At 62.0% G+C, this 12,162-nt stretch carries 10 protein-coding genes and 1 pseudogene; 8 read left to right on the top strand and 3 right to left on the bottom strand.

The genetic code is table 11. The features are described 5' to 3' along the window. Positions 1 to 5 precede the first annotated feature (5 nt). Positions 6 to 302, bottom strand: coding sequence for a DUF3144 domain-containing protein (locus tag APH36_RS12180; RefSeq protein WP_060498818.1), 297 nt, complete (start codon positions 300 to 302; stop codon positions 6 to 8). Positions 303 to 688: 386 nt separating this feature from the next. On the opposite strand from APH36_RS12180, the gene mtlD reads away from it, so the two are divergent. Next, positions 689 to 2,833 (top strand): bifunctional mannitol-1-phosphate dehydrogenase/phosphatase, encoded by a 2,145-nt coding sequence (mtlD, locus tag APH36_RS12175; protein ID WP_060498817.1) that lies wholly within the window; start codon positions 689 to 691, stop codon positions 2,831 to 2,833. 45 nt (positions 2,834 to 2,878) lie between these two features. On the opposite strand, the gene APH36_RS31635 is transcribed toward mtlD, so the two are convergent. Then, positions 2,879 to 3,049: a hypothetical protein gene (locus tag APH36_RS31635; RefSeq protein ID WP_156342128.1), complete on the bottom strand. Its 171-nt coding sequence runs from the start codon at positions 3,047 to 3,049 to the stop codon at positions 2,879 to 2,881. A gap of 205 nt (positions 3,050 to 3,254) precedes the next feature. Here APH36_RS31635 and APH36_RS12170 point away from each other — a divergent pair. The 6 genes and pseudogenes from APH36_RS12170 to APH36_RS12150 all read left to right on the top strand — a co-directional run bounded on the left by APH36_RS12170 (position 3,255) and on the right by APH36_RS12150 (position 9,643). Beyond that, positions 3,255 to 4,655 (top strand): annotated as a pseudogene (locus APH36_RS12170) (PAAR domain-containing protein). After that, positions 4,636 to 5,037, top strand: a complete 402-nt coding sequence (locus tag APH36_RS31630; RefSeq protein ID WP_125474443.1) for a hypothetical protein — start codon at positions 4,636 to 4,638, stop codon at positions 5,035 to 5,037. The pseudogene APH36_RS12170 and the gene APH36_RS31630 overlap by 20 nt, the downstream one beginning before the upstream one ends. A gap of 304 nt (positions 5,038 to 5,341) precedes the next feature. Next, entirely contained in the window at positions 5,342 to 6,124 is a 783-nt protein-coding gene (locus APH36_RS12165; RefSeq protein WP_060498816.1) for an aldolase, read from the top strand. A gap of 44 nt (positions 6,125 to 6,168) precedes the next feature. Beyond that, entirely contained in the window at positions 6,169 to 7,056 is an 888-nt protein-coding gene (locus tag APH36_RS12160) for a dihydrodipicolinate synthase family protein (RefSeq protein ID WP_060498815.1), read from the top strand. 95 nt (positions 7,057 to 7,151) lie between these two features. Next, on the top strand, positions 7,152 to 8,366 hold the full coding sequence (locus tag APH36_RS12155; protein WP_060498814.1) for a benzoate/H(+) symporter BenE family transporter: 1,215 nt from the start codon (positions 7,152 to 7,154) through the stop codon (positions 8,364 to 8,366). Between the two features lie 59 nt (positions 8,367 to 8,425). Continuing rightward, the gene (locus APH36_RS12150) at positions 8,426 to 9,643 is read left to right on the top strand and encodes an MFS transporter (protein ID WP_060498813.1); all 1,218 of its coding nucleotides are present in this window, start codon (positions 8,426 to 8,428) and stop codon (positions 9,641 to 9,643) included. A 29-nt stretch (positions 9,644 to 9,672) separates the two neighbouring features. Here the strand turns inward: APH36_RS12150 and APH36_RS12145 are convergent, their stop codons facing one another. Next, the gene (locus APH36_RS12145) at positions 9,673 to 10,974 is read right to left on the bottom strand and encodes a DUF2235 domain-containing protein (RefSeq protein WP_060498812.1); all 1,302 of its coding nucleotides are present in this window, start codon (positions 10,972 to 10,974) and stop codon (positions 9,673 to 9,675) included. A 226-nt stretch (positions 10,975 to 11,200) separates the two neighbouring features. Here APH36_RS12145 and APH36_RS12140 point away from each other — a divergent pair, with 226 nt between their 5' ends. Further along, positions 11,201 to 12,160 (top strand): MoxR family ATPase, encoded by a 960-nt coding sequence (locus APH36_RS12140; protein ID WP_016714824.1) that lies wholly within the window; start codon positions 11,201 to 11,203, stop codon positions 12,158 to 12,160. The last annotated feature ends 2 nt before the right edge of the window (positions 12,161 to 12,162 follow it).

Genomic DNA, 12,162 nt, shown 5'->3' with positions numbered 1-12,162 from the left:
CCGTGTCAGTCGGCCTTGCCCAGCACAAAACGATCAAAGTGCTCGATATGCTCATCCAGGTTGTCTTCGAGCATCATCCGGTACTGTTCGCAGAAGTACTTCAGAATCTCTTCCCGGGCGGCCGCCAGCTCCGCGCCGCTCTTGAAGCTGCGGGCACTCATCCAGGCGCTGAAACGGGTTGCGCCGAAGGTGAGCGAGGCGCTGACCTTGCCCAGGTCTTCGAATTTTTCGATCTGCTGGTTGGCCAGGTCGATGTGCGCATCGGCGCGGTCGTAAAAGGCCTGATCGGTAGCTTGGGTCATTGCGGTTCACCTGGTAACGGAAGCCCAAGCCTTGCATGGCGGCGCGCATACGTGCAAGGCTGAAAAAGGATCACCCGCAACGACAAAGGAAGCAAAACACCTTATGCCAGGAACCACACGTATCCATCGCTACTTGCGCCCACTGCCTGCAAACCGCACTGCAGCCAGTGGGCGTGACCTCACAGGCAAACGCGTCATCCGCCTCGCCTCCAAACTCGCAACACTGCTCTGCACGCCCCGCTCTGCACCGCCTTACCTCTGTGTCACGCCCGAGCGTGCACCTGCCAAACGCCTGCCCCCGACCTGACTGCCAACGCTGCAGCGCACAACGCCGTTCTCGCTTGCTACAGGCGGGATGTCTGACGCACTTACAGGGGCAACACGCAATGCTTTTATTTCAAGGCAAACAAATTCACAGCGCCATCTTCGACATGGATGGCACCCTCTTCGACACCGAGCGCTTGCGTTTCAGAACGCTCAAGCAAGCCTCGCTGGAAATCTTCGGCAAGGCACTGGGCGAACACACACTGATCGGCTCGCTGGGCCTGAGCGCGAAAAAAGCCGAAGCCCTCGCCAAGGCGCACAACGGTGAAGACTTCCCGTACGCCGAAATCCGCAAACGCGCGGATGAACTTGAGCTGGAGTACGTGCGCAATCACGGCGTACCGATCAAGGCCGGTCTGCTGGAAGTGCTAGAGCGCCTGCGCAAGTCGGGCCTGACCATGGCGGTAGCCACGTCCAGCCGCCGTGCCATCGCCGAGGAATACCTGATCAACGCCAACGTGCTGAAGTATTTCGATATCACCGTCTGCGGCGATGAAGTCAGCCAGGGTAAACCCCACCCCGAGATTTTCCTGAAAGCCGCCCGCGCGCTCAATTGCGAGCCGGACCAATGCTTCATGGTCGAGGACTCAGAGAACGGCATGCGCTCGGCAATGCGCGCTCAAGGGCAGGCGATTCTTATCGAAGACATCAAGCCGCCGGCCCCCGAGATCAAGGCAGGCGCGCTCAAGGCCTACCGCAGCATGACCGAGTTCCTGGCCGATTTGAGCGAGTGCGTTCCCGACCTGGGCATGCCCGAACTGTACGAAAACTTTCCGGCCTCCATGAACCAGTTCCGCGTGGGCATCCATGGTTTCGGCGCCATCGGGGGTGGCTACCTGACGCAGGTCTTTTCCCATTGGGATGGCTACACCCGGCCTTGTGAGATCATTGCCGCGACCCGCTCGCGCATGTTGCGTGAAAGCGTCAATGCCTTCGGCCGTTACAGCGTGCGCTACGGGGCCACTTCGTTCGACCAGACCATCGACAATGTGCGCATGATCGACATGGACGATGATGATGCACTGATCCAGATGTACACCGCTGCCGAAATTATCGGCCTCAGCCTGCCCGAGCAGGCCATCCGCAACCAGGCGCAGGTGATTGCCAAAGGCCTGTTGAAGCGCTTCGAACGCCGTGGCCGTGAGCTGACGTTGCTGATCGTGCTGAACAAGGTGGGCGGCGCTGCGTTTGTGCGCCGCCATGTGCAAGCGGAGCTGGCATTGCTGTGCCCGCCAGCAATCGGCGAGCAAGTGCTGGAAAAGACCCACTTCGCCGAAACGGTGGTCAGCCGCATCGTCTCCAAGCTCAGCAACGACGCACTGGTACGGCAACTGCGCATCAAGTCGCAGATGTTCCAGAACAGCCTGGAAGACGAGCCGGCAGTCGCCACAAAGGCATCGACGCCAGTGCCTGAATACGAACGGCTGATCGGGCGCTTCAGGCCCTTTGCCCAGCCCAGCAGTGCGATGAGCCAGTTGCACCTGATCCTGTTCAACAGCGAACCCGACATGCCGCTGTATGTAGAGCACGGCAGCGACCTGCTCGAACGCCTGCGCCAGGTAAAAACGGTGCCTGACATCACCCAGATCCAGGTCATCAAGAACCGCTTGTGGAATGGCCCGCATGCCATCGTTGCCTGGTACGCCAGCCTGCTGGGCCATGACTCGGTAGGCCAAGGTATGGGCGATGCACAGGTGAGCGAACTGGCCGAGCGCCTGATTCGCCAGGAAGTCGGCCCCGCACTGGTGGCGGAATACCCACAGATGGCGGAAGTGGTCAGCCGTTTTGCCGAGACCTTCCTGGAACGCTGCAAAACCTCGTTCAAAGACCCTTGTGCCCGGGTGGGGCGCGACCCGTTGCGCAAGCTTCAGCGCAACGAACGCATTTTCAGCAGCATCGAGCTGGCCCACAAGCATGGTATTGAAACCCCGGCCCTGGTGTTTGGCGCGGCACTGGCCATTCACCATGCCCTGCGCTGCGCAGATGACAAAGCGCTGGAGGCCCAGGCCATCAGGCAGGCCTATCGTGAAAACGACGCCAGTGTCGAGGCCGTGCTTACCCTCGGGGTTGACGGTAATGGCAAGCGCTTTCCAGGGCTGGACCCGATCACGGATGCACAGCTGATCAGCGCCATTTCAGAGGCTTTCCGGCAGTACCCGCAAAGGGCTGTGGCAAACCGACCGGGCGTCCTTTGCATAGGCGCATGAACCATAGACGCAAGAACAGCGGTCTATCCCCTGTTCCGAGGGTAATCAGGTAAGAGTCGCGAATGGCCTCGGCCATGCACTCAAGGCATCAAGCTGCATCAGCGCCTGCAACAGCATCAGCTGGCGTGCGGCAGAGGGGGCTTCGGCTTCGGGCAGTTGTGCCAGCGCGTGCAAGTAGGCGGCCTCAAGCTTCCTGCGGCGGAAACGGTCGATCAACAGGCCCTTCGCCCTGCTCCTCAATCAGGCCCAGGGTTACTACGAGGTTTCATCGCCTTGCCTCAAGCGTGGCGCACGCAAGGGCGGCTCAGATGGAGCAAATTCGGATGACTTGTAGGACGCTTCTGATTCTCTGTGACAAGCGCTTGAGGCCGCCCCGTGGGTGTTAGGTTTCTAACCCTATCCACCCACAGGGAGCTTGAGGATGCGCGTCAGTCTAGAGGGAAAAGGCCAGGCGGTAGATGGCGCTGTGACCACCACGGGAGCTATCTGTATCGCGACGGGGGCCGGCTATCTCGACGAGGGCCGAATGGTGCTCCGTGAAGGCGACCAGACCACGCCATGCCCTCTTTGTGTGCAGGTGGGAATGGTCGCCGAAGGTGTGGACCACTTCATTTCCGATGGACAGCGCGTGGCCATGGATGGTGCGCTGGTTGTCTGTGGCTGTTCGCCGGGCAGCAATCGGGTGGTCGCACCGCTGTATCAAGCACCGCCACCCATGCAACCCGTAGCAGGGCTTGCCAATGCTCACTTTGCCGAGCCGTCAAACGCGGTCTACCCGGAGCGTTTCTCCCAGCCTGTAATAGGTGCACTGCCCGGTACGCTGGAGCCTGGCTTCTATGTGGTTCCCCGGCGCATGTCGTTCCCCGAGGTGCTGCTGCACTTGGCCGAGCATGATGCCACGTTACCGATTTCCCGATTGCAGCGGCTCAATCCAACGTTTGAACAAGGGTTCAAAGCAGGGGAAATTTTCGTCATCGGTGATCCTGACAACGGTGACGCCTGCACACGCGAAGAGGGAGAACTGATGGCCGCAGCGCAGCATGCGCGGCGTGCGCTGGCAGTGCTCGACTACGCCGAAGCGGATTTCATGATGGAGCACCAGGCCGAAATCGCAGGTTTGCTCAGCAACGCCAGCCTGTCCATGGGCGTGGGCAAGGACATGCTGGACCAAGGCTTGAAACAGGTCAGTCATACATTGACGAGTATCGAGCAACTGCACCAGCGGGAGTTCATGCGCCACGGCCACCTGAACAGCCCAGGCTTCTTCGCCGAACGGCGGCGCCTTCTGCAGCAACTGGATGGACAGCTGAAAACAGCATTTTTGAACAAGCAACTGAACCTTGGAAATTATGAGCGCTTGAGGAAGAGCTTGAATATTTCGACCAAGAGCCTGGTGCATCATTGGTCGAAAGCGGGTGGGCCGGGGCAGATTCCGGGGTATGCAACGCATCTGGATAAGGTGGCGAAGCTCGGCAGGTATCTTAAACATGGCGGGCATGTTGCGATTGGGCTCGGCGGTACTTCTTCCTATTAGAAAGTAAAGGAGGCATGTCAAGCAGGAGAAACCGAAGCTTGTAAGGTTGTGCGCCTCAAGGAAGCTGGAAGTTTCAGTGGCGGTGTTGTTGGTGGGGCTGCGGGTGGCTTTATCACAGGATTAGCAGCCACTTCAATTTGCGGTGTTTTCGCTATTGGAACCGCAGGAATTGGAGCACCAATATGTGGTATTGCCGTTGTTGGAACGGGCTCTCTGGCGGGAAGCGTGGCTGGCGAGGCTGTGGGGGAAATGGTGGGAGAAAAGATCTATGAGTCTATCGCTGATTGATATAAATACCTGGCCACTGAAAATTCAATTGATTTTTCTAATTGCGCCATTTGCCTTAAGTTCAGCCGGCCTTGTAATTAGTGGTTTTGTGGCTTGGTCTCGTGAATTTGACGTTATCAACAGCTCCATACGAAGCAATGCCTATTTAGAGCAAATGAAGCGATTGCTGGGGACTACTACCTACCGGGCACGATGGATGCTGACTTGTGCTGCCTGCGGCCTACTCACTTTTCCTCGGCTTCACTCAAGAATAGGTCTGGTGAGCCCTGATGAGCTTAAGAATTTTCCGTCAAAGTTAAAGCTCAAGCTGGTTTCTTCGAGTTGGCTCATCATCATTGGCTCGGCCTGGCTATTGATTGCTTTTGCGATGGTAAGGCATTAGAAAATTGAGTGATAAGACCCGCAATTGCGGGTCTTCACCCTTCTGAACGGCCTTGTCGTCAAACCGAAACCTGTCCCGCCTGTAAACCCTCGACTGGCGCCTTCACCATCCGCATTTTGCCCCACGCCCCGAGCACCAACCCGAACGTCACCACGCAGCAGGTTTTCGCGCATGCTTGTTTTTCCGAAAAGCGATGACACATCGCTTGCATATGACACTTTGTGTCATTAAGATCGCACTGTGTCCTGATGACAGTCACCTGTCCATCAGCAACCCATTGCCCTTTCCCATGCAGGTACCGCCCATGACGACCACCATGCAGGTTCCCAAGGACCAGTTGGTCAAACTCGCCCAGCAACAAATGCTGACCGCGCTGGCCGACAACACCTACACCGCCCGGCAAAAGCTCGCCCTCACCTGCCGCATCCTCTTCGACGGCGGCCACGACTCAGGCCTGGCCGGGCAGATCACCGCCCGCGCGCAGGAGCCCGGCACCTACTACACCCAACAACTGGGCCTGGGCTTCGACGAAATCGCCGCCTCCAACCTGCTGGTGGTGGACGAGGACCTCACCGTGCTGCAAGGCCGCGGCATGGCTAACCCGGCCAACCGCTTCCACAGCTGGCTGTACCGCGCCCGCCCCGACGTCAACTGCATCATCCACACCCACCCGCTGCACAGCGCCGCGCTGTCAATGCTGGAAGTGCCGCTGGCCATCTCGCACATGGACCTGTGCCCACTGTTCGACGACTGTGCCTTCCTCAAGGAGTGGCCCGGCGTGCCAGTAGGCAACGAAGAAGGCGAAATCATCGCGAAGGCGATTGGCGACAAACGCGCCATCCTGCTTTCCCACCACGGCCTGCTGATTGCCGGTGGCTCGATTGAAGAAGCCTGCGTGCTCGCCCTGCTGTTCGAACGCGCGGCAAAGATGCAACTGCTGGCCATGGGCGCCGGTGACATACGCCCCATCCCAGAAGCACTGGGCAAAGAGGCCCACGACTGGATCTCCACCCCCAAACGTCATGGCGCCGCGTTCAGCTACTACGCGCGCCGTGCCTTGCGTGCCCATGGCGACTGCCTGGGCTGATCGAAGCTGTACGCTTTCCTCAACAACGGCAAAGGTGCCTGGTCATGTCTACACCTGTAATTCGCGGCGTTATCGGCTACACCATCACTCCCTTCACGGCAGACGGCTCGCTCGATCTGGAGGCCTTGGGCACATCCATCGACAGCCTGATTGCAGGCGGCGTGCACGCCATCGCACCGCTGGGCAGCACCGGCGAAGGGGCCTACCTGTCCGACAGCGAATGGGAAACCGTGGTGCGCTTCAGCCAGGCACGCATCGCCGGGCGTGTGCCCAGCGTGGTCAGCGTCTCTGACCTGACCACTGCCCGCACCGTGCAGCGTGCGCGCCTGGCACAGGCCTGCGGCGCCACGGCAGTGATGGTGCTGCCCATCTCGTACTGGAAGCTCACCGAAGCCGAAGTGGTCGCCCACTACAAGGCGGTCGGCGCCGCCATCGACATCCCGATCATGCTGTACAACAACCCGGGCACCAGTGGCACCGACCTGTCGGTGGAGCTGATCCTGCGCATACTCGACGAGGTGCCCAATGTGACCATGGTCAAGGAAAGCACCGGTGACATTCAGCGCATGCACCGCCTGTTCACCGCTACCGAAGGCCAAGTGGCGTTCTATAACGGTTGCAACCCGCTGACCCTGGAAGCCCTGGTGGCCGGCGCCACCGGCTGGTGCACCGCCGCCCCCAACCTGATCCCGGCACTGAACCTGGCGCTGTGGGACGCCGTGCAGCAAGGCCAGCTGGCCGAAGCCCGCACGCTGTTCTACCGCCAGTATGAGCTGCTGGAGTACATCACCCGCCGAGGCCTGCCCACCACCATCAAGGCCGGTTTGAAACTGCTCGGCCAGGATGTCGGCGCCCCGCGCCTGCCCCTGCAGCCGCTGGATGCGCAAGGCAACGCTTACCTGAAAAACCTGCTGGTAGCGTTGGCCAGCTGACCCTGAAACCTGCCCGTCAGCCTTTCGCTGGCGGGCAGCGCATTTCTATAGAAGCAGCCTTGCGCTGCTCTACCTGATCTTTACCAGAGGCAACCATGGACGCGCCTGTAGAAAGCTCTTCAACCCCTTTTCGGCTGGCAGACATCCTTCACCCCGTTGTGGCAGGGATCGTTTCGGTCATCGTCAACTACGGTGGCACCTTCATCCTGGTGTTCCAGGCGGCCAAGGTTGCCGGGCTGAGCCCCGAGCTGACGTCTTCGTGGGTATGGGCCGTGTCGATCGGCGTCGGCCTCAGCGGCGTTGCGCTGTCCTGGTACAGCCGCGCGCCGGTGATCACGGCCTGGTCCACGCCAGCCGCTGCGTTCCTGGTCACCGCCCTGGCCAATGTGCCCTACAGTGAAGCCATCGGTGCCTACCTGCTGTCGGCCGCCGGCTTCGTGGTGCTGGGGATTACCGGGTGCTTCGAGCGCCTGGTGCGGGTCGTCCCTGGCGGTATTGCAGCCGGGCTTCTGGCCGGCATCCTGTTGCAGTTCGGTATCGGTGCCTTTGCCAGCCTGTCGGTGGACCCGGCCCTGGCCGGGCTGCTGATTGCGGCCTATGTGGCATTCAAGCGTTTTACCGCCCGCTACGCCGTGGTCGGCATTCTGCTACTGGGCCTCGGCTACTTATTGCTGCAAGGGCAAGTGGGCCTGACCACACTCAAGCTGGAGTTCGCCTCTCCGGTATTCACCGCGCCCACCTTCTCCCTCAACGCTGCCCTCAGCGTGGCCCTGCCATTGTTCCTGATCACCCTCACCGGCCAGTACATGCCCGGCATGCTGGTACTGCGCAACGATGGCTTCACGACCAGCGCCAACCCGATCGTCGCGGTCACGGGCCTGGGGTCATTGCTGCTGGCGCCGTTCGGTTCGCATGCCTTCAACATCGCCGCCATCACCGCAGCCATCTGCACCGGCAAGGAAGCCCATGAAGACCCAGGCAAACGCTGGGTGGCAGGGATCGCCGCCGGCGTCTGCTACATCCTCGTGGGGGTGTTCGGGGTCACCCTGGCAAGTGTGTTCATGGCCCTCCCGGGCACGTTCATCACCACCCTGGCCGGCCTCGCCTTACTGGGCACCATCGGTGCCAGCCTGGCCAGCGCAATGGCCGATGCCCGCGCCCGCGAGGCGGCACTGATCACCTTTCTGGCGGCAGCCGCCAACATCAGCCTGTTCGGCATTGGCGGGGCCTTCTGGGGCCTGGTCATTGGTCTGCTGGCCCATGCCGCGCTGAACGGCCGCCTCCCCGCTTTCAGCGGCAACTCCCGCTGAGCGGGCTTCCTTTCACCTTGCCGTGCGCCAGCGGCGCACGCCGTACAACAGGTATCGACATGCCCCAAGCTGGCCCCAAGTTGCTTACCCAAGTGGCTGCCGTGCACTTCGTCAGCCATGTACACATCATGCTGATCCCGGCGTTATTGCCCGTGCTTCCCGGCCTGCTGGGGGTGGGCTTCGTCGAGCTCGGGGTGGCCTTGGCAGTATTCAACATCGTCTCCGCCCTGGTGCAGGCCCCGCTGGGTTACGCTGTCGACCACTATGGGGCGCGTAACGTGCTCAAGGCCGGGCTGTTGCTGGGCAGCCTCAGTTTCCTGCTGCTGGCGGCCAGCCCGGGGTATGCGGTATTGCTGGTGGCGATGGCCATGGCTGGCCTGGCCAATGGTGTGTACCACCCGGCCGACTACGCACTGCTGGCCAACGGCATCGAGCCCGCACGCCTGGGGCGGTCGTTCTCGATTCATACCTTTGCCGGATTTCTTGGCTCGGCGGTCACGCCGGCCGTATTCCTCGGTATCGCCGCTGTGTTCGGCACGCGGGCGGCCCTGACCGCAGGCGCCGTATTCGGAGTAGCGGCATTGCTGCTGATCTCGATACCAGGCAGCGGCGTGTACCGGGTCGCAGGGCCAGGCAAGCAAACAGGCGCTGGCCCGGTCGCAGCAACAGGCCGCGTGCGTTTGTTCACACCCATGATCGGCGTGCTGACGGTGTTGTTCATCCTGCTCAACCTGAGCACCAGCGCCATTGAAAAGTTTTCCGTCGCCGCACTCGTACAAGGCCAAGGCCTGACCCTGGCCTGGGCCAACACCGCGCTCACCGCCTTCCTGCTGTGCAGCGCAGCGGGCGTGCTGTGCGGTGGTGCCTTGGCCGACCGTACCCGGCGCCATGGCCTGGTGGCGGCACTGGCTTTCGCGGCAGCGGCCGCGTTGACCGCGCTGGTGGCCCTGGGGCTGCTGCACGGCTGGGCGCTGGTGATAGTGCTGGGTGCCATCGGCTTGCTGACCGGGATCATCGCCCCATCGCGGGACATGCTGGTCAAAGCGGCTGCACCGAAAGGCGCCGAGGGCAAAACGTTCGGGCTGGTGTCGACCGGGTTCAACATTGGTGGCGCCATCGGGCCGGTGGCGTTCGGCTGGATGCTCGACCAGCGCCTGCCAAACGGGATTTTCATTGCATCGGTCGTGTTCATGTTGCTGACGGTGCTGCTGACCCTGGCGCAAGAGGCGTACCTGGCCAGGGCCCGCAACGCAGAACGACTGGCGCGCGCCGTGTAGGTGCGGCCTTGGCCTGTCATTTGGGTCGTTCAGGATGCCGGGTTGGCATATACCACGCGCCCGCCTGCGCCCGGCCGATTGACGAACAACACATCCAGCACGCTGTTGCGCAAGCCCTTCAGCGCATTCCAGTTCGCCGAGGCATGCACGTACTTCTCGCACAGCAGCCGCTGTTCAGCCTCGCTCAACCCCGGCTGGTCCGTTTCTCCCAAGGCAAACGCATGCAACTTGCGGCTGATCTCCAGCAAATCCTCCGGCAACCTGTGCTCAGGCTGCTCGCCCAACGGCGCAAATGGCACGCCAGCCCGCACCGCCAGCGCTCGCATCACGCTCAAGTACACCCGGGACAACTGCCCCGCCACTTCCCGTTCACGGTACAACGCCGCATACACCTGCTTTTGCGCCTCATTTGGCCGGCCGCCGGCAAGGGGCGCCTCCCAGCTCACAACCTGCGGCCTGGGCTCGCGCCTGTCGGCATACGCCGACGCCAACAAGGCGCTTACCGTGGCATACACACGGCTTTGCTCGGCACGCATGCCCACCGGTACACGCTGGGACTGCGGCTTGCACAGCAGCACCTGCTCCAGCATGGTTTCCGGATAACCGCCCCCGATATTCGAATGCACCCCCGGCAACACAATGTCGTGACCACTGCCCACCAGCGGAAAGTTATGCCGCTGCTCATCCCCCGCCACCAGCTGCACCACCTGCCGGGCAATGCCTGCCCCAAGGCCCAGGCGCAGGCCGCCCTGGCGGCTATCGGCAGGGTCGAAATCGCCCTGCAACGGCGCAATGATCGCTGCCACGGTGTCGAACAGGCCGATAAAGTTGATGGACGTGTCGCACGCTATCGGCAACAACCCACCCGCGCCATCCTGTAGCAGATTGGCCAGATGCCGTGCCGCCGCCGCCCCGCGGCTGAAACCGAACAGGTCGAACTCGACCCGCGTCACGGCTGCCTGCGGATGCGCCCGGCACCAGCCACGCAGTTGTTCGGCCATCCCCTGCAAAGTCTCGGCGACCCTCGCCTCAACACCCGTGCGCCCACGACCGGTGGCCGCGGCATAGGCATGGTCCGCCTCACCTGCCAGGGTACCCACGCCTTCCACGTAGCGTTTCAGAAACACCCGGGTGCCATCGGCATCAGCCTCACCCGCCGGATACAGGGCATGCAACAGGGCCACATTGCTCAGGGCATTGCCATAGCTGCCGCGCGGTTCATCCACGGCCATGGCATTGTGCCGATTGTTACCGGTCCCATCGAAAAACACGCCAAAACGCAGGGTGGCGGGTTTGGGGATTGGCGTGCTGCCGCTGCTCATTTTCATCATCGTGCCTTCTGCTTGCCTGAAAAGCACAAGCAGGCGCCAGCACGCCTTCACCGACCATCAGACAATGGCCAGCCCTACCTGGGACATTTCTGTACCGGCGAGCCCCCGTAACGATAAATTTACCCGCCGCCATTGGTCGCCGCCCCCCCGGATAGATTAAAGTATCAGCCCTTGCCAGGGCCGCTACCGTCAGCCGCCTCAGGCCCCACACCAGGAACCGTCGCCGATGGAACACCGTGAAGCGCTGATCGCGCTGCGCACCTTTCTTTCTTCCCAGATCCTAGGCCAGGAAAAACTGGTCGAGCGGCTGTTGATCGTGCTGCTGGCCGACGGCCACATGCTGGTGGAAGGCGCACCGGGCCTGGCCAAGACCAAGGCCATCAAAGAACTCGCCGAAGGCATCGAAGCGCAGTTCCATCGCATCCAGTTCACCCCCGACCTGCTCCCTGCCGACATCACCGGCACCGAAATCTATCGCCCGGAAACCGGCAGCTTCGTGTTCCAGCAGGGGCCGATCTTCCATAACCTGGTACTGGCCGACGAAATCAACCGCGCCCCGGCCAAGGTGCAATCGGCACTGCTCGAAGCCATGGCCGAGCGCCAGGTCAGCGTGGGCCGCAGCACCTACGACCTGTCGCCGCTGTTCCTGGTCATGGCCACGCAGAACCCCATCGAGCAGGAAGGCACCTACCCGCTGCCCGAAGCCCAGCTCGACCGATTTCTGATGCATGTAAAAATCGGCTTCCCCGACGCTGCGGTGGAGCGGCGCATCCTGGCGCAAGCCCGTGGCGAAGCCCTGGGCGGCGAGACCAAGCCCGAGCGCCGGGTCAGCCAGCAGGCCATCTTCGCCGCGCGCAAGGAAATCCTCGGCCTGTACATGGCCGACGCGGTGGAGGAATACCTGGTGCAGCTGGTCATGGCCACCCGCACCCCGGCCAAGTTCGACGCCGAGCTGGCCGACTGGATCGCCTACGGCGCCAGCCCGCGCGGTTCCATCTCGCTGGACCGCTGCGCGCGTGCCCATGCCTGGCTGGCCGGGCGCGACTTTGTCAGCCCTGAAGACATCCAGGCGGTGCTGTTCGACGTGCTGCGCCACCGCATCATCCTTTCGTTCGAGGCCGAGGCGGCAGGGATCGACCAGGACCGCGTGGTCCAGCGCATCCTCGACGTCGTCGCCGTTGCCTGAGC

This window comes from Pseudomonas sp. NBRC 111133, from assembly GCF_001320605.1.
Taxonomy (GTDB): domain Bacteria; phylum Pseudomonadota; class Gammaproteobacteria; order Pseudomonadales; family Pseudomonadaceae; genus Aquipseudomonas; species Aquipseudomonas monteilii.
Note: the sequence above shows the minus strand (reverse complement) of the source record. Positions and strands in the feature narration are given on the sequence as shown.

Bases quoted from the DNA above. Each gene is read 5' to 3' on its own strand.
- APH36_RS12180 (WP_060498818.1), bottom strand. From the start codon at position 302: ATGACCCAAGCTACCGATCAGGCCTTTTACGACCGCGCCGATGCGCAC.
- mtlD (WP_060498817.1), top strand. From the start codon at position 689: ATGCTTTTATTTCAAGGCAAACAAATTCACAGCGCCATCTTCGACATG.
- APH36_RS31630 (WP_125474443.1), top strand. From the start codon at position 4,636: ATGAGTCTATCGCTGATTGATATAAATACCTGGCCACTGAAAATTCAA.
- APH36_RS12165 (WP_060498816.1), top strand. From the start codon at position 5,342: ATGACGACCACCATGCAGGTTCCCAAGGACCAGTTGGTCAAACTCGCC.
- APH36_RS12160 (WP_060498815.1), top strand. From the start codon at position 6,169: ATGTCTACACCTGTAATTCGCGGCGTTATCGGCTACACCATCACTCCC.
- APH36_RS12155 (WP_060498814.1), top strand. From the start codon at position 7,152: ATGGACGCGCCTGTAGAAAGCTCTTCAACCCCTTTTCGGCTGGCAGAC.
- APH36_RS12150 (WP_060498813.1), top strand. From the start codon at position 8,426: ATGCCCCAAGCTGGCCCCAAGTTGCTTACCCAAGTGGCTGCCGTGCAC.
- APH36_RS12145 (WP_060498812.1), bottom strand. From the start codon at position 10,974: ATGATGAAAATGAGCAGCGGCAGCACGCCAATCCCCAAACCCGCCACC.
- APH36_RS12140 (WP_016714824.1), top strand. From the start codon at position 11,201: ATGGAACACCGTGAAGCGCTGATCGCGCTGCGCACCTTTCTTTCTTCC.